The sequence below is a fragment of the Nostoc sp. UIC 10607 genome, from assembly GCF_047228265.1.
In the GTDB taxonomy this organism is placed as follows: Bacteria; Cyanobacteriota; Cyanobacteriia; order Cyanobacteriales; family Nostocaceae; genus Nostoc; species Nostoc foliaceum_A.
The window spans coordinates 1-21495 of sequence record NZ_JBIQNW010000080.1; the positions used below are offsets into that span (position 1 = coordinate 1).

Sequence of the window (21495 nt, forward strand, 5' to 3'; positions counted from 1 at the left end):
TTTGATTTTTGCGATGGCTGCGCCCGCCGAAGGCATCGCTTGTTTTTTACCGGATCTGACAAAACCGCATTGCTCCCCTGTAGCGGCAACTGGCGAAGAAAATGCTGTTAAATTTCGTCGTGGCTGGTTCTTAGGCGATGGGACGGGTGCTGGTAAAGGAAGACAATGTGCCGGAATCATCCTCGACAACTGGTGTCAGGAACGAAGAAAAGCAATCTGGGTATCCAAAAGCTCTGCCTTAATTGAAGATGCCCGTAGAGACTGGTGTGCGCTTGGAGGTAGTGAGAAAGATATCATTGACCTGAGCAACATTAAGCTTGGCGATCCTATTCCCTTCACCCAAGGCATCCTATTCTGCACCTACTCAACCCTACGATCCCAAAAGAATGGTAAAAGTCGGCTCAAGCAAATTGTTGAATGGGCAGGAGCGGATTTTGAGGGAGCAATCGCCTTTGACGAATGCCACAGTATGGGCAATGCAATGGCGCAAGAGGGCAAACTCGGTATGGTTGCAGCATCCCAGCAAGGCATTGTTGGGCTGAGGTTGCAAAATGCATTACCGCAGGCACGGGTTGTCTACGTTTCTGCGACTGGAGCGACGAAGGTTTCTAACCTATCTTATGCAAATCGTCTGGGGCTTTGGCAGACTGGAGATTTCCCGTTTACCTCCCGTGAGGATTTTGTGGAATCCATTGAGGGCGGTGGTATCGCGGCGATGGAAGTGGTCGCCAGGGATCTCAAGGCTTTGGGACTGTATTTGGCGCGATCGCTTTCATTCGAGGAGGTGCAGTATGAGATGTTAGAAATCGAACTCACTTCTACTCAAGAACGTATCTAAATAAATCCAAAACTGAGAACAAAGAATTTAAATCTTTGTAATTTGGGCAAAAAACAGAAGAGACACTCATTTTTAAGGAAAAGTATTTTTGAGAATTATTCGGAAATTAGTTATTTATTGTTGTAGTTTAGTACGGAAATATAGAACTGGGCTATATCATGATAAACTAAGGTGAGTATATGGCTAAAAATCTCTACGCATTACTGGTTGGGATTGATGAATACGTAAATGTTCGTTCATTGCAAGGCTGTGTCAATGATACACTTGAAATCCAACAGTACTTAGAAGGGCGAGTAAATACTGATGGATACCAGTTACATCTTCGGACGTTATTGAATAAGGATGCTACTCGGCAGGCAGTCATTGATGGTTTTCGCCAACATCTATGTCAAGCAGAAAGTGAAGATATAGCATTTTTCTACTATGCAGGGCATGGTTCTCAAGAAGAAGCCCCTCAAGAATTTTGGACTATAGAACCAGATCGGCTTAATGAAACACTGGTTTGTTACGACAGTAGGAGTCCAGAGGTTTGGGACTTAGCAGATAAGGAAATAGCTTTGCTGATTGCAGAGGTAGCCCAAAAAAAACCTCACATTACAATTATTATGGATTGTTGCCACTCCAGTTCTGGCACCCGTGGTGATATTGAGGCGAACACCTCAGAGCGTAAAGCTCCTAGTGATAAAAGAAAACGCTCATTAGAAAACCTTATTTTGTTCAATAAAGATGCCCAGCAAATATTAACTGAGCGCAGCCTAGCAGACAATACGACTGGCTGGACTTTACCAAAAGCAAAATATATTTTTCTTGCAGCTTGCCGCGATCGCCAAACAGCAAAAGAATATAATGTTGATGGGCAACGTCGAGGAGTATTCACTTACTTCTTACTTGATACCTTAAAAAAAGCTAATGGCAGTTTAACATATAGAGATTTATTCAAATGTACTAATGCTTTAGTTCGTGCTAAAGTTGCAAATCAATTCCCCCAATTAGAAGCAACAGTACTAGATGATTTAGACCAAACGTTTTTGGGAGAAGCGATCGCTGCACACAAACCCTATCTGACTGTCAGTTATCACCAAGATTATGAGTGGGTAATTGATGGGGGTGCAGTTCATGGAATGCCCCAACCTTCTGGTAATGAAACAACTTTACTGGCGTTGTTCCCTTTTGACAGTTCCCCCGAACGGATGCAGGACTTGTCATCTGCCATAGCTGAAGCTAAAGTCATTGAAGTTATGCCGCATCTGAGCCTAGTCGAAATTAGCGGTATTGAAACTTTAGACTCAGATATGACTTTTAAAGCAGTTGTCATTAGTCTACCTCTACCGCCTAAAGGTGTTTTGATTACTGGTGAGGAAGTAGGAGTAAAATTAGCCCGTACCGCACTGTTGACAATCAGCTCCCAAAATCAGCCTTCACTCTACTTAAAGGAAGTGGCAAAGCCTGAAGATGCCGACTTTAAGTTACTGGCTCGTAATGGGCAATATTGGATTATTCGCCCCGCCGATGACCGTCCAATAGTTGCTCAAATTCAGGGTTATACAGAAAAAAATGCCTTGCAAGCAATTGAGCGATTGGAGCATATTACTCGCTGGACAAATATTGTTGAACTTTCCAGTACTGCTAGTAGTAGCATTCCCGCCGATGCCGTGCAGATGGTAATTTATCAAGAAGGTCAAGAGGTTAAAGATGCTCAGATTAACTTGCAGTATCAACAACAAAATGGGAAGTGGAAAAGTCCGGCTTTTAAAGTCAAACTCAAAAATACTAGCGATCAAGAACTTTTTTGCGCCCTCCTAGATTTGACAGATAGTTACGCAGTCAGTCCAGCGTTATTCCCAACTGGAGGCGTTTGGCTCAAACCAGGAGAAGAAGCTTGGGCATTAGGAGGGGGAAATATTTATCCTACAGTGCGAGAAAAACTTTGGAAACAAGGAATAACTCAAAGTCAAGATATTCTCAAACTGATTGTTAGTACTGCTGAGTTTGATGCTAACTTGCTAAAACAAAATGAGTTGGACTTGCCTTTCTTGCCAGAAAGAGAGCCAGGGCGAGGACGGGGAACCCTAAACCGATTGATGAAGCGCGTGCAAGAGCGCGACCTGAGATCCGCACCAGAGGAGGAAGAAATCTATGATGACTGGATTACCAGTCAAATCAACATTACTACTGTGCGCCCCAAGGCATAACGCTAATTTTCCAGATCCCATTTATGTTTTTGAATTATCTCTAGAGATAGTTGACATTCATACTCAAAGCTGAATTAGCTATGTTTTTAGAGGATGTTTTAGAAGTTCTTTGTGATCTATCAAATATTTATTTTTTGATATTCTTATATCCATACTTGTTAATTGACATCTTGAACCAATCGCTTCCAATCGAAAATCACAAGCTAGAAAGCTGATTCTTTAGTAGTCCGATGCACTGCCCACCACCCTGTTATTGAAAAGGTGCAAGATATCAGTTAAAAAAAATTTAAAAGATGATATCAATTAATACTTAATTCTCTAGATAATCACTTTTAAAACAACCTTTTGACTTGCTAAATTCAGTTACGAGTTAGTAATTTTCAGACAGCAACTTTTTACTTTTTATGCAGTAGGTTTTGACGAATATATCAGTTTCAAACAAGTAGAACAAATAACTAACAAAGGAACTATTTTTTATGTCTGATTTTTCTAGAAACCTGGCATTTATCATTGGCATCAATAATTATACAAATGGTATTTCCTCTCTACAGAATGCTGTCAATGATGCCAAAAGACTAGTTGAAATATTGAGAGAAAAGCATAAATATGAAGTATGGGTGTGTTTAGACGAAGTAGCTACCCTCAAAAGTTTAAATCAACTTTTAGAAAAAACATTACCAGAACAAGTAAATGAAAATGACCGCTTGCTGTTTTACTTTGCAGGTCATGGGATAGCCCTGAATGGCAATGATGGCCCAGCAGGCTACTTAATTCCCCAAGATGCCAAATTGAATGTAACTGAAACCTATTTACCGATGACTAAGTTGCAGGAATCATTGGAGAAATTACCTTGCCGTCATTTCTTGGGAATCCTCGACTGCTGTTTTGCTGGAGCGTTTCGTTGGTCAAGCACCAGGGATTTATTAACTGCACCAGAGGTCATCCACCAAGAACGTTATGACCGTTTTATTACTGACTCGGCTTGGCAAGTAATCACCAGTGCCGCCTATGACCAGAAAGCTTTAGATGCTTTCTTTCTCAACTCAGACCGTGGTCAAATAGGCAACCATTCTCCTTTTGCAGCCGCATTAATCGAAGCACTTGCAGGTAAAGCAGATACGTATCCTTCTTCTATTAATGGTCAACCCCCAGGAGATGGAGTCATCACGGCTACTGAACTCTACTTGTATCTACGGAATAGAGTTGAACTTGCCACCCAAAGAAATCATCAACGACAAACTCCTGGAATTTGGCCTTTGAAGAAACATGATAAAGGCGAGTATATTTTTCTGGCTCCTGGTCATCCACTCAACTTACCCCCTGCACCACCTCTGGATGCTGCAAAAAATCCCTACCGAGGTTTGGAATCTTATGATGAGGTACACAGCGAACTGTTTTTCGGGAGAACCGAACTGGTAAAGAAGTTATATAACTTTGTGAAAGCTCATCCCTTAACAGTGGTGTTGGGTGCTTCCGGCTCAGGTAAATCTAGTTTGGTGAAAGCAGGATTAATTCCCGAATTACGGAAAGACAATGCTGATGAATGGTGTATTCTACCACCTGTCCGTCCTGGTGAGCTTCCATTGCCAGCCTTAAATAATGCTTTAAAAAATGCCCAATTACCAGAGGTGGAGCTACAACAGCCACAGCAGAACCTAGCAATGGGTATTGAGGTTTGGGTTAAAAGTCATCCCAATTCTAAGTTATTGCTGTTTATTGACCAGAGCGAAGAAATTATTACCCTCTGTCAAAACGAGGATGAGCGCAAGCAGTTTTTTCAAGAGATACTCACAGCAATTAATTTTCATCGCCATAGATTACGAGTAGTGCTATCCTTACGCTCTGATTTTGAACCTCAGATCAGAGATGCTGGCTTAAAGTTTGTTCCCGCAGCTCTTCGGCTGGGTAACACGGTACTAGAAAATATTTGGCAAAGTGGACGATTTATTGTCCCGGCGATGACACGAGGAGAATTGCGGTCAGCGATTGAGAAACCCGCAGAAACACGGGTGATGTATTTTCAGCCTCACGATCTGGTAGAACAGCTAATTGACGAAGTGGCAGATATGCCAGGAGCTTTGCCCCTGCTTTCCTTTGCCTTGAGCGAACTTTATCTCAAGTATTTAAAACGGCAACGAGATGCAGAAAATAGAGGTATAACAATTGACCGGGGGTTAATTCAATCAGATTATCAGGATTTAGGAGGAGTTGTTCGCTCTCTAACTCAAAGAGCTGATGAGGAATATGAGGTGCTGGTTCAAGAAAATCCGGCTTATGCCCAGATTATTCCCCAGGTGATGTTGCGGATGGTTGCCCTTGGTGGAGGTGAATTAGCACGCAGACAAGTACCGTTATCGGAGCTAGAATATCCACCTTCTAAAAATGCTTTAGTTAAAGAAGTAATTGAGCGTTTTACGAAAGCACGGTTACTGGTTACAGGAGACGATGCTGAAGGTAATTCTTATGTGGAACCGGCTCATGATGCTTTGGTACGCGGATGGCAAAAGTTGTTGGGGTGGAGGAAACAAGAGGAAGAAAATTTAGCTCTGCAACGGCGATTGACTCCGGCAGCACAGGAATGGTTTACTAAAAAACAAACCCGTTTTCTTTGGAATGCTGATCCCCGCCTCGATTTGTTGGAAAAGGTACTAAAATCTGAGAACAACTGGTTTAACCAGTTAGAGGCTGAATTTGTGCAACGCAGTGTCCAGAAAAAAAACCAGAACAGCATTGTACGTTGGAGTATCACTGGCTCAGTTCTTGTGGGGTCGATGATTTTCAGTGCTGCGGTTTGGTCACAGTGGAGAACCTCTGAAATCAATCAAGCAAATTCTCTCGGTCGCTATTCTCAGTCTCTATTTGATCAACATAACGAATTGCAGGCTTTTATAGAAGCAATTAAGGCAGGGAAAATCCTACAAAAGCAACATGCCACCGACCCAGAGGTGATGACTGCCTTCCAGAAAGTTGTTTACGAAGGAAGCGAACGTAACCGATTGGAAGGACATGATGCCCCAGTCTATAGTGTCAGTTTCAGCCCTGACGGCAAGACCTTGGCTTCTTCCAGCCATGACTTTACAATCAAACTCTGGAACCTAGAGACAGGCAAATTAATCCGTACCCTCAAGGGACATAATGGAGAGGTTAATAGTGCTATTTTCAGCCCTGACGGCAAGACTTTGGCTTCTTCCAGTTTTGATACCACAATCAAACTGTGGGATCTAAAGACAGGCAAGGCAATCCTGACCTTACCGAGGAATGACAGCGCAGTTGTCAAGAGCATGAGTTTCAGCCCTGACAGTAAGACTTTGGCTTCTTCCAGTGATGACAATATAATCACAGTCTGGAATCTAGAGACAGGCAAGGCAACTCTCGCTCTTAAAAGTCAAGATAACGTGTTCGAGAGCAACAGTTCCACTCACAGTCAATTAACTAGTGTAAATAGTGTCAGTTTTAGCCCCGATGGCAAAACTTTGACTTCTACTAGTTATGATGGAAAGATTATAATCTGGAATCTAGAGGCAAGAAAACAAATCCAGGTCTTCCGAGTGGATAATGGCCCAATCTATAATGCCAGTTTTAGCCTTGATGGTAAGACTTTAGCTTTTGCCAGTGATGACAATAAAATCAAACTCTGGAATCTAAAGACAGGCAAAGAAATCCGCACCCTCCAGGGACATGATGACGAGGTTAATAGTATTAATTTCAGACATGATGGCGAGGTTAATAGTATTAGTTTCAGCCCCGATGGCAAGACTTTGGTTTCTGCTGGTGATGACAATAAAATCAAACTCTGGAATCTAAAGACAGGTGAGGAAATCCGCACCTTCCAAGCGCATAATGGACGGGTCTATAGTGTCAGATTCAGCCCCGATGGCAAGACTTTGGCTTCTGCCAGTAGTAACACAATCAAACTCTGGAATCTAGTAAACGCAGGCGAGGCAATCCGAACCTTCAAGGCGCATAATGGACAGGTCTATAGTGTCAGGTTCAGCCCCGATGGCAAGACTTTGGCTTCTGTTAGTGGTGACAACACAATCAAACTCTGGAATCTAGTAAACGCAGGCGAGGCAATCCGAACCTTCAAGGGACATAATGAAGATGTCAAGAGTATCAGTTTTGACTTCTATGGCATTGTCAAGAGTATCAGTTTTAGCCCCAATGGCAAGACTTTGGCTTTTGCTAGTAGTGACAACCCAATCAAACTCTGGAATCTAGAAACAGGCAATGTAATACGCACCCTTGAGGGTTATAACGTGAGCTTTAGCCCCGACGGCAAGACTTTGGCTTTTGCCAGTGATGCAACAATCAAACTCTGGAATCTAGAAATAGGCAAAGAAATCCGTACTCTCCAGGGGCTTAATGGAGTCAATAGCGTTAGCTTTAGCCCCGATGGCAAGACTTTGGCTTCTGCCAGTGATGACAGTAAAATCAAAGTCTGGAATCTAGAGACAGGCATAACCCTGACTCGCGTTGAAGATGTCAAGAGTATCAGTTTTAACCCCGATGGCAAGACCTTGACTTTTGCTAGTAGTGACAATAAAATCAAAGTCTGGAATCCAAAGACAGACAAGACCACCACACTCTGGAATGTAGAGACAAGCGGGGATACTCCTATCATTAATGATCATGGTGGGGATGAAAAATTTAACTTCAGAAGTGCTAGTTTTAGCACTGATGGCAAAGCTTTCGTTTTCGTCAGTCTTGACAATAAAATCAGTCTTTGGAATCTAGAGACAGGCAATGCAACCCGCACTCTTAAGTCGCATAATAAAGGTTCTTTAGTCACTAGCGTTAGTCTCAGCCCTGATCGCAAGACCTTGGCTTCCGCTAGTAGGGACGGGACGATAGAACTTTGGGATATAGACTTAAGCTTAGACTCTTTAATAGGGCGTAGTTGCAATTGGGTTCGCAATTATCTACAGAATAATCCTAATGTTACAGACAGCGATCGCCGCCTATGCGACGATGTGCCAAAAGATCACAGTTTTTAAATTTGTAGCATAATATACATCAAATGTAAGTGAAAAAGAGCGATCGCTACCAATTTCTAACAGTGACAGGGGAAATTAGGCGATCGCTCTATGATGCTAGTTTTAGTAATTGCTTCTGGAGCAGGCTATACGTCTCTATCTGTTCCTGGAGAGCGATCGGATTCTACTATTATTCTAGAAACTTTTTTAGTTAGAGCTTTCTTTCGTTTTCGATGTTCTATTTCAACATTTTGATCCGTTGATGCTTCAGATTTAACTTCAGCATCTGTATCTGTTTGTGAACAGCTATCAGATTCTACTTTTATTTCAGGAACTTTTGAAGTTTCTTGATTTTCCATAGATTCTTGCACCCAAATTGTATAATAATTAACCCTTGTATAAAAATAATACCATCTTCTTATTTCTCTACTGCACCAAGAGCTTTTAATGTGTTTTTCTGAGGTGATGTTAAGCCAATTGCATTTTTAATATTCATTCCTTCATAGGGTCGCTCAATTCTAATTGTTTTTAGGCATTCACCTGTTTCGATATCCCAAAGCTTCATTGTTTCGTCTTCGCTGCTACTAACTAATACAGGACTGTTAGGACTAAAAGCTATTGACCGTACTGCTTTGTGGTGTCCCTGCAATATTTTAATAACTAAACCTGTATTAATATCCCAAAGTTTAACAGTCTGGTCATCACTGCCACTAGCTAAAATTTTGCCGTCTGGACTAAAAGCGATCGTTCTCACTCGATATGTATGACCTTTCAAGGTTTGTAGACATTGCCCTGTATTAATATCCCACAGTTTAATAGTTTGGTCGCCACTAGCACTAGCAAGGATATCTGCTTTCTGAGTGAACATGACAGATAAAACCCAATCACTATGTCCTGAAAATGTTTGTAAACAAGTTCCCGTACTTACATCCCAAAGTTTAATAGTTTTGTCATAGCTACCACTTGCTAAAAATTTACCACAAGGACTAAAAGTAATTGTTTTGACTTCACCAATATGTCCTAACAATGTATATAGACATTCTCCCGTATGCCAATCCCAAAGCTTTACTGTTTGGTCACGGCTGCCACTTGCTAAAATCTGTATATCTGGACTGAAGCTAATAGAATGTACCCAGTTCTCATGTCCCCAAAGAGTTTGAAAACACTTTCCTGTATTTACATCCCAAAGTTTGATGGTTGTGTCATCGCTGCTAGTTGCCAGAATTTGACTTTCTGGCTGCTGCCCAATATCTTCAGATGATTTTATACTTCTCCCGGCATTGTAATCATCTAAACTTTTAGATGCGAAAGTCACTGATGATATCAGATTATTATGCCCAAGTAATGTTTGTACGCATTGTCCTGTTTTCACATCCCACAATCTCACCCGTTGGTCTTGGCTGCTACAGGCTAACATTTGACCATCGGGACTAAAGGCAACAGATAATATCCAATTAATATACCCGTTTACCGTTCTCAAACATTTTCCTGTACCGATATCCCATAACTTTATAGTTTGGTTTTCGTTAACACTCAGCAACGTTTGACCATCTGCATTAACAGTAACTAACCAAATACGTGAAGCAGACAAATTGCCTGTAGATAAATCACTATCTTCAGACAAAGTTTGTAGGCATTTTCCTGTCAAAACATCCCATATTTTTACAGTTGTATCTTCGCTCCCCGTCACTAGTGTCTTACCATCTGGGCTGAAAGCAACTGCCCACACATGAGCGTCATAATCTGGTAATGTATTTATACACTCACCACTGAGTAAATCCCAAAGTTTTACAGTTGTGCGATCGCTTCCTGTTGCTAATGTTTGCCCATCTGGGCTAAGAGTGATCGATAACACCCAATTAATAGGTATTTTTAGAACTTGTAGGCAAGAACCTGTATTGACATCCCAAACTCTCACAGTTTGGTCTTCACCCCCAGAAACCAAAGTTTCTCCATTGGAAGTAAAAGCAGTAAAAATTACCCGATTGCTATGCCCTGATAAAGTTCGCAGACATTCCCCAGTATGAACACGCCACAATTTTATAGTTTGGTCTTTACTACCACTAGCTAAAATTTCTCCATCTGGACTAAAAGCCAGCGATTGCACCCAACTTGTATGACCTCGCAGAGTTTTTAAACATTGCCCAGTATGAACATTCCATAACCTTACCGTTTGGTCGTTGCTACCACTGGCTAAAATTTCTCCATTGGGGCTAAAAGCCAGTGATTGCACCCAACTTGTATGACCAATATAGGTAATAATTTGATTCATGTTTGCTACTGACCACAAACAAATTTCATTATCAATGCTTGTTGCCAGTCGTTTCCCGTCTGGGCTAAAAGTTGCTGATAATACACCCCCTAAAGTTCGAGTTAACGCAGACTTATTCAGATCCGCATTGCTAAAGTTAACTCCAGGCAAATTCATCTCCTGTAAATAAGCTTGCCAAACTGTTAAATTAGAAAAATCATAGCTGCTTATGTCAATTTGAAGCTGCCAGAGTAAATTGAGAATATTACCACCTGCATATCCTGGTTTGTGATCGCCAAAAGATTTTAGCTTTGATAAAATTCGACTCAAAGAGTTTTCTACATTTTCTAGCGTACCAAACAGGTTTAATAATTGATCTGCAATAGGCTTGAAGAGGAGCCTAATTTGTGCATTTCTCACATAATCTTTGGCAGTAGCTTTGATTAATGCAAATTTATTAAACAGTTTTATTTCTCCAATTTGAATTTCTTGACAAATCTGTTCAATCAGGTAATCGATAATATACTCCATCACTACTGGTTGTTGAGTAAAATTACCAGAATTTTTTTCAACTAGTGAGCGTAATTGTAGAGATTCTAAAGCTTCTAATAAATCCTTGATTGTAACGGCTGGAATAATGTCCTCTTGTAATTCTCTCAATGATAGCCATTCTCGATTAATTGCCAGCCAGTACATCACCTGTTGTTCTAAAGTTGACAATCTATGAAACTGCTGGTCAAGTAGATCCGAAATATCACCAAAAACAATGGTTCCTTGTTCTAAAAACTGAGCCACATTCCCGTCGAATAATTCATAAATAGTAGTAGCAACAATCTTCAGTGCCAAAGGATTACCTGCATACAACTCTACCAATGATTGACATTGCTTTTCTGAGAGATAAAAGCCTTTTTCCGCGAGAATTTTGTCCGCTTCTCCCTCTGTTAAGCCAGATAACCTCAGTGAACGTATTGGAGAATTAATCCCTTCTTTAATCCTAATTCCTCTGGGTTTCTCTCTGCTCGTCAAGACTAAACAACTTTGATGGTCAGTCTCTCCCACACTTCTGAGTAGTTGTCCATATCCTTCATATCCTTGGCGATAAGCTCCTGCACGTTTTTCACTAGATAAAATTGACTCTAAATTATCTAAGACTAACAAACAACGCTTGGTACGCAGATATTCTATTAAACAGGAGATTTTGCCATCTAAGCTCTCTGGTAAAGTTATTTCTTGATGGGACAAAAACTTAATTAGGTCGCTCAAAAGGTCATGAATTGGTGGGGCATTACGCAGACTTCGCCAAATCAGGTACTGAAATTCGCTTTGCAAAAGCTGCCCTAACTTTACACACAAGGCTGTTTTACCAATACCACCTAGACCTATTAAAGTAATTAGTCGGCAATGGTCATGAATAATCCATTGTTTCAGTGTACCTAATTCTTCACTGCGTCCGTAGAAAACTGAGACATCAATCGCTTCTCCCCAATCTTGATGATTATTAGTGTTTCCTTCTGTAATATTTTTAGCTTGCTCTGGAGTCTGGGATGGCAGATCAAAATCCAAATCAGCAATTTCTTTCCAAGAAAGTGCCAACTTTTGGCAGAGTTCTTCAAACGTTACATAGTCAACGGGTTTACCTGTGAGGAAGTTGTTGACTGTGGCTAAAGCCAACCCGACATCATAAGCTAATGCTTTTTGGCTAGGGAAGCCGTTGCGCTTGACTGCCAATTTTACTGTCTGAATGCACTCCTGACGAACTCTGAGCGACCTTGGCATGGCTCGTTTGACTACGAATTTTATAAATCCTATCACTAATGCGTTCAAACTCAGTTACAACTCAGAAATAAGTTAGTAATTCTCAGGCGAGAAGTCAGTATGCAGTGGGTTTTGATAAATATATCGGGTTCACACCAAAGATCAGTAATCCGAAATCGAAAAAACCTGAAATCTAAAGGATAATTACCATGTCTACTAACGTTGATATTACGTTTGTTAACCAGTCCAATGATGAAGACGATTCTAGTGTATTAGTCTTTATGAAACCCACAGAATCTAACTTTGCCGCTCAATCAACTGCATGGCAAGTCATTAAAAATATTGGTTATAACTGCTGGCACAAATTCACTTATACACTTGATACCTCTGTTGTAGCTCTTTGGGACAATGGCAACAGTGGAACTTTTCCCATACCAACAACCAATGGCAAGAACTATGCCTTGAAACAAAGTAAAGGAGGCTTTACTTTGGAGGAGGCTGGTAATGGCAATGCGCCTAACGAATTTGATGTGATCAATAAAATTGCTACAGCGCATGGAATTTCGGTTGTAGCCTATAAAGATGGTAATCCAATTCTGACGAAGAATACAGTCGCCAAGGGTGAAAAAGCAGAGTTTGTTTTCCATCCAAAACTCTATTTTGGACTCAATTCGGAGTATGAAGTTGGCGACACCGTAAGTTCAGCCGTGATGAGTGAAGACTTTAAAGAAATTTCTCTTGAGGGTTTGAAAAGCATTACTGTAGCTATGACTGGTAACCCTGCTAATGGTTACAACTTTACGGTAACAGATCAAGTACCGGCGTAAAGCTCGCTGGAATTGCAATTTAGACTCAGAAAGTGCGGTGGGCATTGCCCACCTTACTTATCATCGAGGGCGAACGGGAAAAAAGTTGTTGATGAGAAAGTATCGACACAATTTAGAACTGATCGTCGGTATTAGTTATTTTGTGAATTTTATGATGAGGTTCAAGCATGGCAGATACACAGACAAACGTCATTAACATTTCAAAAATACCTGGACTTGACAAGCTGTGGTCTGAAACAAAAGGCGACTCGCAAATCTGTGTAGCCATTCTTGACGGTCCAGTAAACCAGTCTCATCCCTGCTTTGATGGTGCCAAACTGACCAGAGTACAAAGCATGATTTCAGAGACAGCTAGCACCAGACTGATGTCGAGTCACGGAACGCACATTACTAGCATTATCTTCGGTCAGCCTAGCAGTGAAGTTCGCGGTATTGCTTCCGCTTGTCGCGGACTGATTGTGCCAGTGTTTTCCGACGCTCGGAGAGGTTCGCTTTCGCAGCTAGACCTCGCACGCGCTATCAATCAAGCAGTTGAACAAGGTGCTCATGTCATTAATATTAGCGGTGGTCAACTGGTTCAAGCTACAGAGGCTGACCCAATGCTGGCGAAAGCTGTCAAATTCTGCAATGACAATGGTGTTCTGATTGTCGCGGCTGCCGGAAATGATGGGTGTCAGTGTCTCCACGTTCCGGCTGCTTTGCCTTCGGTTCTCGCTGTGGGTGCGATGAATGCACAGGGTTTGCCCTTCGATTTCAGTAATTGGGGGGAGACATATCAAACCCAAGGCATTCTCGCTCCCGGTAAAAACATCCAGGGTGCGGAATCGGGGGGCGGTACTGCCTTGAAAAGTGGCACTAGCTTTGCAACTCCCATCATATCTGGAATTGTGGCATTGCTTTTGAGCGTGCAGATGCAACGTGGTGAAAAGCCTGACCCCCAAGCTGTCCGTAAGGCGCTTCTTAAGAGCGCTTTGCCTTGCCAGCCTGAAACCATACCAGAGAAGCATCGTTGCTTAGCGGGTCGTCTCAACATTCCTGGGGCATACGCCCTGATTACACAAGGAGGACAAACTGTAGTGTTTGAAGAAAAACTAGCAACTTTACCTAGTGAGGCTAATCCCCTCAACCAAAACGAGTCGGGAGTGTTTCCGCTCTTATCTAGTGAGACGAATGACCTCATAGAACAACCCGCGCCCCATCCATCTGCTGTTGGTGTGCAGGCTGCAGCGGTTGCTACGACATCGGAGTCTTCACCACCAACTACTCTAACTTTAACTTCTGAAAATACGATGACTGATATGCCAAGCAACGCGGTTGCATTGTCTGTTACCCCCAGCAACATACAACCCTCTGGGAATTGTGGCTGCGCTGGCGGCCAAGTGGCTCCCTCTGTCCAGCCTAGTTACCCTAACCAATCCTTAATTTACGCTATCGGGACTCTGGGTTATGACTTTGGTACTGAGGCACGGCGAGATACTTTTAAGCAATTGATGCCATTGGTGCGTTCTGATAACTTGGAGCCGATTCTCCCTGAGACTACAAGTCTTCCTAATGGAGTTTTTGCTATCCCTCCTAATCCCTACGATGCTCGACAGATGAGAAACTATTTGGAGAACAACCTTTCCGAGTCCAAATCGCTTATTTGGACGTTAAATTTGGAGCTAACACCGATTTATGCAATCGAGCCTCAAGGTTCCTTTGCTTTTCAAGTTTATGAGTTGCTGCGGGAGTTCTTAGCAGGACAGATCCTCGACGCAAGTGAGGCTGAATACATAGAAAGGATATCAATACCGGGAATTTCAACAGGCAGAACCGTAAGGCTCTTTTCCGGGCAAGTGGTTCCCATCATTGAGGTAACAAACACTCGCGGTATGTATGGTTGGAAAGTTAACAATTTGATCGAGAGTGTATTAGCAGCAGTAGTCTCGAATGAGAATCTGCGACAAAACGATGAGCGGATATTAAAAATCAGGTATTCGCTGGAGAATTTTCTTCAGCGAATTTACTATGACTTACGCAATCTAGGTCAAACCTCTCAAGAGCGTGCGCTAAATTATAGCGCAACGAATGCCTTCCAATATGCCAGTGGGTTAATTAATGTTCTGAGGGACCAAAGACGACCAAGAACTGGCACTAATACTCCACAAGCCGAAACCATGCAGTTAGATTCCATTGAGCTAGAGAAAAGCCCGTTTTGTCGTATGGATTCAGACTGCTGGGATATTAAACTTAAGTTTTTCGATCCTGAAAATAATGAGCGGGCGAAAAAAGTCTTGCGATACACCGTTGATGTCAGCGATATTATGCCCGTCACATTAGGCGAACCAAAAATTTGGGATGTTGCTTATTAGTAAAAGGGTTAATCTTCAGCGTGACTATTTACCCAATTTTGCAATTCCACAATCTATATATAACCCCAGAAACAGATAGTATCTTTCCCTAGCCGAATAAGTTTTGCCTAAAAAAACGGAATCGGTGAAACTCACAACAACTCTAACCAATAACAAGGATTATGAAATCTACCAAAACATCTAAACTCCCCAAGCAAGCGGCACCTGTGCTGCGTCTGTCTACCTCTGCTGTTATACCGAACCAAATTGGCGTTGAAGCTAGCAACATATTCAAACTTCTCCAAATGAATAATCTTCTGTAAGTAAATCCAGCGTTCTTTGGTCTGCTCTGAGAGCAGACCCTGTAAAAATCCAGAGAAGTTTCCAGTAGTTTCTTACTGATATCAAAAACGAACCTCGCTTAAAAAAAGAGTTGGATAAGAGCCGAGATCGCAATAACTTCGTTACGTTCCTAAAAAACACTTTCAATCAGCTATAAAGACAGGAAAAATATCAGTGGCTAACCGAGCGAGATATTGAGGAGGCAGCCAAATTGATTCCATCTGAGGAAAACAGACCCGAACCGGAAAAGCCCGCCAAAGTAGAAAAAATCGTCGGAAGAATATGGTGTTAGTGAAGAGAAGGGACAAAGTAAACATAAATTGTGTTCCCTTCTCAATTCACAGAAATTTGTTAACCTTGCACCAATCAATAGCCAGAGAGTTATTACATTTATCTCACGATTTTCTCTAAATCTAACCTAAAAAAGAACGAAAAGACTATGCCAATTCCAATTCAGGCCGGACACGTACCGCGTTACCTGTGGCTTTGTGTTCGGTAAACAACCCAAGTACAACTCAAACAGACAAGTAATTAAAAAGGATAAACAGCGATGAAAATACAAAACTTTCCCAAGCAATCTGCACCTGTGATTAGAATTGATCTTGGTAATTCAAAGAATTACCAAGTCGAAGGAAGCCTTGCTTCTGGTATTAATCCGGCTTGTACTTGTAACGGACAGGGCGTTCCAGTTGGTCCTCATAACTGTGGACCTCTATATACACCTACGTGTATCTGGAATCAGGCCACTCGAAGTTACTCATGTAATTGTCTTTGATAATGATTGGGCGATTGCTATCAGCAAATTGAGTCTAATCGCCCCCTTTACACCAACTCCCACATCCTCGTAACTTTGTAACAGGTAGAGGCTGCAACACTTTCTTGCAGCCCTGCCATCTGAAAAGCGAGCGCTCTTTTGAAACTCTGAATCAAATCATACTAAATTCCAATCACTTAGGATAACTAAATTATTTCCTAAAAAACCAATCACCGAAAAGTCAAGATTAGCATGAAACATCCAATCCAAGCTGCACCAGTTCAACGGATAGACTTTGCTAGAGCAATCCTTTTAAGTGGGGGATTGTCCGCCAGTTCTAAGAACCTATCCCACTAATAAAATTCTGTTGATCCAGATATGAATTGTGGCTAGAGAAAGAAAAGCATTGGTAAAGAAATGTTGGTAGAGACAGCATGGCATTGGGAATGGAAACGAGTACTACACAGTACGCCAGTAGTTAAAATGGTGATTGCGCTAACTCTTCCAATCAACCAACACCCCATCAACAATCGCAATTCCCCACTGAGGAAACTTAGCCAATAGTTTTTTGATCACAATCTGCAAAGCAGGGTCATCATTCCAACACTCCTGCAAAAAGTCAAAGCCCGCATTCTCCTCTGAATTCGCCGCAACTTTGAGTTTCTGCATACGCCCCGGTCGCATATTTGACCTTGTGACAATAGCCTTATACGACCACTTTTCAGATTGTGGCACGGGCAGGGCGGAACCTTCGCCTTCATGATCCGCTTTCACTTCAAGGACAGAGACTTGATTTTCTCCCGATAAGGAAGCAGATTGACCCTGTTCTACTTGCCCCAGTGTTTGATTAGCGATCGCAGAATTTAGAGATTTTTCATTTTGAGCAATGGGCGCGGCGGAACAAGTACCTTCATGAGGGAATATCACTTCAACACCACAATCCTGACTTTCTCCTATCAACGAAGCAGATTGACTTGGTACAGCATCCACAAGCGTTAGCGTCGTGCAGTCATTCGCCGTAGGCGAGTCTTCAAGTTCTGACGCGCTTTCAATAGGTGAAGGCGACGCGCCCCTCAAGGGCGCATGAGCCGTCTCCTCAACTTGCAAAATCTCATTTAGCGTGTCAGAGACACAGTTCACGAACTCTTTTGAAGAGTTCGTGAACTGTTCCTGGGCAGTTCGTGAGGGTTCACAGAACCCTTGCTCTGACTCACTTTGACCTAAAATAGATGCTTGATTTAAAGCACGTATTCCTTCACAGCCAGCATCTTTATCTGAAATCTCAGCATTTGGTTCTCGTTTTTGAGAATCTGGTTCTTGTTTTAGAGAATCTGATTGCTGATTTTCAGCATTGGCTTTCTCCCAAAACTCCTTCATCCGGCTACCATGCAAATTCTTCACCATCCAGCTAGCCGTTTCCCTGCCATCCTGAATAGACTTATCAGGCTTGAAAATGAACAGTCCACTTTCAGCGAGAATTTTCTTTGCAGAGATAAAAGTACTGTACCCCAAAGCAGAAGTTAGCGGCATCCACCGAGAACCATAAGGGTCAGCCGTCCAGCATTCTTGCCATAACTGATTGACTGAAGGCTTTTGTTGCGAAGCCCAGAGCATATCTTGAATCGGAATAATCACATGAAGCCGCTTGTACGGTGACTGTGGTTTGCTAGCAGTAGACTTTTTGGGTTTAGGTTTTGTAATAGTTGCAGTCATTTTTTAATCTCCTGTTTGTATTGGCGCACGGAATTTTCCCTACAGCGATTGCAGGGTTTGGTACTTGTATTTAGTTGTCTAAAAAGTTACCGATTCACTGAAAGCCTATTGAGGCTGCCAGAATCGCAATTCGTCCCGGAAATACCTATCAGTCTTTTTTGATTGCTCCTTCCAACAATCCCAAGCCACCACCAACTCTTCGCCTAAATCTTGCACCACCTCGCCCCTCTCAACATACAAAGTACGGTATGGGTCGGCATGGGCAACGATAGAGCCAATGCCAATAGTGTTTTGTTGAGAGGATGCGTTCTGGAGAGCAGCAATTAATTCTGTCTCTTGGGTGGTTAATTCCGTCCAATAGTCTTGTTTGATTACCTCGTACTCTTGGGCAACATCCCAAAACTCCTGCCAAGTACACCCAGGTTTTGCAAGCACCTGCCGAATATCACTGACTGCCTGGGGCAGCATTTCCAGTTGTTCGGCTCGGTAAGCGATCGCAGTTGGTGTCGGTTCACTGCCTAAAATTAGCGCTGCTGCCTCCAATGCCTGGGTATTGTTCATCGCACTAGCTAAGTTTTTGAGCGCCATACCCATGAGCCGCAGACATTCTTGTGCATTCTCCTTGGGTGGTTCTTGGGCTAGCGATCGCAGATCAATAGTTTTCTCTAACGCCTGTTTGACCTGTTTGTTCAATGCTTTGGTCGCTTGCTGGTTCATGGTATTTCCCCACTGCTGAACCGGATGCTCTTGTACGGCGTGTTCTAATTCTTGAATACGTTGCTGAAGTTGCTGATTTTCAATCTCCAGTTTTCTTAACCCCTCCATCTCATCCAATCGCTGCTGTAACTGGATGTTTTGCTCCCTCTGCTGCTTGTACAGATTTTGCAGAGATTGGATTTGCTCACTTACTTTTTCTTCTGCATTAGCTGTGGCCTCTGAAAGCAAGCCAATTCTCAATTCTTGCTCTAGGCGCTCTAACTCTTGCTGATGTTGCTCTTTAATTTGAGCGATCGCTGAGGTATATTCTGGTGGATAGTTCCGCTCTCTAGGGAATGAAACACTGGCGGCATCTAGATCCGCATTGTTGATCAGTAGCCTCTCGCCATCAGGGAAAGTTACAATCTGCTGCCAGCGATTTGGCGCGTCTGCCTCGATGGTTCCCAAATCCCCATACCTTGGATATGATTCTTGTGAAACTGTGACAATAGCTTTTTGAGGAACCACTGGTTCTTGAGTTTTGGGAACCATTGGTTCCTGAATAGATTGCTTTTTGCGTGGAAGTTGAGGAACCACTTTTTGGGCAGCAGCAGCAAAGTCTGATTCACCAGGAGACGGGTTATCTTTCAGAGCGATCGCTACAGCTTGTTTTAGTTTCTCTGGTTCCTTGACTAGCCGCAGCAGTGGACGGGCTTGACGCTCGTTTTTGATATGTCCGCCCAACTCACCAACTGCGTCTATGACCTTTTTGGCTCCTAGCAGTTGGTTGATTCGTCGGTATCCACCCCAGGCGTATAATTCACGCTGGCAGTATTCTTCAAAGTTTTTATATCCAGCTTGCAGGTAAAGCTGCTGTTCCCGCATCTGGAGGATTTCATCTACCGCTTGCCACTCGAATCGGTCGATTGCGGTGAAGGTTTCCTGGATGCTGGTGTTGACAACACTGTAATCAAGCGCTGTTGCTTGTTCTCTGTCTAGTGTCAGCATATTTCTCTCCTGTTTTTATAGATAGGAGAGGTGTTAAAAAGCACATTTAGCTGATAAAAGATTTTTTCTTGTTCTACCTGTATTTCAAAAGGAAAAACACTTTTGTATCTATACAGCAGAGGCATTTGGTGGTCAATAACGTAATTGACTGCTGTGCATAGTTTAAGAAAATTTGATATTCTTTGAGTGTCCATAGTCTTAACCGATGATCATTTGGGCATCCCCGCTCTAAGTTTTCCAGGCTGTTAGCGGGGATTAATTTTAAGTAATCACCAAGCAATGCTGAATGCTAAAGCAAAATTTGATAAGGTATTTTGCCATAACGCCAGCACACCAAGAAGTATGTCAACCTCATTCTTGTCGTTACAAGGATATACAAACCCCCTGCCAACGTTAATAAGCACCTCCTGGTGACAAAATACGCAAAATTTTTGTTACTTGAATTATAATGCATTGTATTCATTTATAATGCATTTTAGATTAAGAAAAGTCAACCCGCCTTGTCAGTTGACGGAGGCGGGCTTCCTTTCATTATTCGCAAGACGAGATCGTGTTGTTGCCTGAGAGATTCATTTTCTTCTCTCAGGCTGCGAATTTTCCCTCCAATTCTTGCTCCAATTTATTCATCCGTTGCTCCACGAGTAAAAGCGTTTGACGCATCGTTTCTAAGCTAAGTACTTCATCATGCTTTTGAGGCTGTTCTGAAGTCTCTAAAGCCCTTACCAACAGTTCATTAATTATTTGTGACGGTTTCTTACCAGCTTCTCTAGCTAGGCTTTCTATTTTTGCCTTGATTTCGCTGCTAGTACGAAAACTTACCTGAGCATCAAGTTTCATAATCTCCATGTATTGTATTGCAGTGCATTTATTTGAGCGAATTGATCGAAGTATATCTCTACTTGAAAATATTGAAAACTTTTGTAATGCAAGTCTTGATTTTGCAGTGCAAATGCATTACACTATATTCATTAAGACGAAATTAAAAAGCGACCGCCTCTAGTCTCGCAAACCGAGCGATCGCTTTTTGTCCAAATAATTGGAGATTCTCATTATGACGTATTCAACCTATATACAGCAAGCACCTTCAAGCTTCAAGCTAAATCAAACACCAATTGCTGATGCCCCTCGCAGAGATGAACAAGCCCTAGCCCAAGCAGAACTGAACAACTACATCGAAACCCAAGCCGAAGCTGTAGCCCCAACCCAAGACCCCCTGACTGCTCGTGATCGTCGGATTATTGGCGAGATTATCGAAGTGGAACCCGAATCAGTCCGCACAATCTGGATAGAAGGCGGGATTACAGTATGGGTGCAATTCGTTAACGGTGGACGATTGCCATTCGACCGTGACTGGTTCACCAAAAGAGTGCAACAGGTCAAAGCAACACTCCCAGAAACACCTCTGGAACGCAACGAACGCCTAAGCAAAGAACTGGAAACAGCTTGCATCAAATTCGGTTTAACCTACGGGCAGATTGACTGGCTTTCCTTCAGCACAACTCTATATCTGAATCGCCACCGTGTTGGCTTCGTCGGGTACAACAGAGCAAATCAATGGTACAGCCGACGTACTCAACTGGGCAGCAGCCACACATCTGACAGCATTGATGCTGCCATCGCATCACTCGGAGTCAGGCAAGCAGTAGCAGCGTAAATACCGAATCTAGAAAAGGCGATTGCAACCAAAACAAGTGCAATCGCTACTTCACCACGAAATGAATTAATCATGGCACACGTCGCAATACAGCATTTGCGGCTGTTATGAGGTACAGTAGCAACAAATAGCAAACCAGTTTCTTAAATGTTGAGGATTTAT

Annotated in this window: 11 protein-coding genes and 1 pseudogene; 7 read left to right on the forward strand and 5 right to left on the reverse strand. The window is 42.5% G+C overall.

Annotation, left to right across the window (positions count from 1 at the left end; genetic code table 11):
* Positions 1-79 precede the first annotated feature (79 nt).
* The 3 genes and pseudogenes from ACEYW6_RS32150 to ACEYW6_RS32160 all read left to right on the forward strand — a co-directional run.
* Positions 80-835 (forward strand): annotated as a pseudogene (locus ACEYW6_RS32150) (strawberry notch family protein); the annotation flags it as partial.
* A 182-nt stretch (positions 836-1017) separates the two neighbouring features.
* Positions 1018-3030: a caspase family protein gene (locus tag ACEYW6_RS32155; protein ID WP_412982979.1), complete on the forward strand. Its 2013-nt coding sequence runs from the start codon at positions 1018-1020 to the stop codon at positions 3028-3030.
* A 476-nt stretch (positions 3031-3506) separates the two neighbouring features.
* Positions 3507-8024: a caspase family protein gene (locus ACEYW6_RS32160; protein ID WP_412982980.1), complete on the forward strand. Its 4518-nt coding sequence runs from the start codon at positions 3507-3509 to the stop codon at positions 8022-8024.
* Between the two features lie 125 nt (positions 8025-8149).
* Here ACEYW6_RS32160 and ACEYW6_RS32165 read toward each other — a convergent pair whose 3' ends face one another.
* Together ACEYW6_RS32165 and ACEYW6_RS32170 are read right to left on the reverse strand one after the other, a co-directional pair.
* On the reverse strand, positions 8150-8362 hold the full coding sequence (locus tag ACEYW6_RS32165) for a hypothetical protein (protein WP_412982981.1): 213 nt from the start codon (positions 8360-8362) through the stop codon (positions 8150-8152).
* A 59-nt stretch (positions 8363-8421) separates the two neighbouring features.
* The gene (locus ACEYW6_RS32170; RefSeq protein ID WP_412982982.1) at positions 8422-12030 is read right to left on the reverse strand and encodes an NB-ARC domain-containing protein; all 3609 of its coding nucleotides are present in this window, start codon (positions 12028-12030) and stop codon (positions 8422-8424) included.
* A gap of 188 nt (positions 12031-12218) precedes the next feature.
* Between ACEYW6_RS32170 and ACEYW6_RS32175 the strand changes: the two genes are divergently transcribed.
* From ACEYW6_RS32175 to ACEYW6_RS32185, 3 genes are all read left to right on the forward strand, one after another.
* A complete protein-coding gene (locus ACEYW6_RS32175) occupies positions 12219-12836 on the forward strand; it encodes a hypothetical protein (protein WP_412982983.1) in 618 nt (205 codons plus the stop codon).
* 167 nt (positions 12837-13003) lie between these two features.
* Positions 13004-15187, forward strand: coding sequence for a S8 family peptidase (locus ACEYW6_RS32180; protein WP_412982984.1), 2184 nt, complete (start codon positions 13004-13006; stop codon positions 15185-15187).
* Positions 15188-15348: 161 nt separating this feature from the next.
* A complete protein-coding gene (locus ACEYW6_RS32185) occupies positions 15349-15489 on the forward strand; it encodes a hypothetical protein (protein ID WP_412982985.1) in 141 nt (46 codons plus the stop codon).
* Positions 15490-16757: 1268 nt separating this feature from the next.
* On the opposite strand, the gene ACEYW6_RS32190 is transcribed toward ACEYW6_RS32185, so the two are convergent.
* The 3 genes from ACEYW6_RS32190 to ACEYW6_RS32200 form a co-directional block, all read right to left on the reverse strand.
* Complete coding sequence (locus ACEYW6_RS32190; protein ID WP_412982986.1) at positions 16758-17975, reverse strand: hypothetical protein; 1218 nt, start codon at positions 17973-17975, stop codon at positions 16758-16760.
* 105 nt (positions 17976-18080) lie between these two features.
* Positions 18081-19679 (reverse strand): hypothetical protein, encoded by a 1599-nt coding sequence (locus tag ACEYW6_RS32195; RefSeq protein ID WP_412982987.1) that lies wholly within the window; start codon positions 19677-19679, stop codon positions 18081-18083.
* 582 nt (positions 19680-20261) lie between these two features.
* Positions 20262-20516 carry a hypothetical protein gene (locus ACEYW6_RS32200; protein ID WP_163935955.1) on the reverse strand — a complete coding sequence of 85 codons (255 nt, stop codon included), beginning with the start codon at positions 20514-20516 and terminating at the stop codon, positions 20262-20264.
* Between the two features lie 214 nt (positions 20517-20730).
* Between ACEYW6_RS32200 and ACEYW6_RS32205 the strand changes: the two genes are divergently transcribed.
* A complete protein-coding gene (locus tag ACEYW6_RS32205) occupies positions 20731-21333 on the forward strand; it encodes a hypothetical protein (RefSeq protein WP_412982988.1) in 603 nt (200 codons plus the stop codon).
* Positions 21334-21495 lie beyond the last annotated feature (162 nt).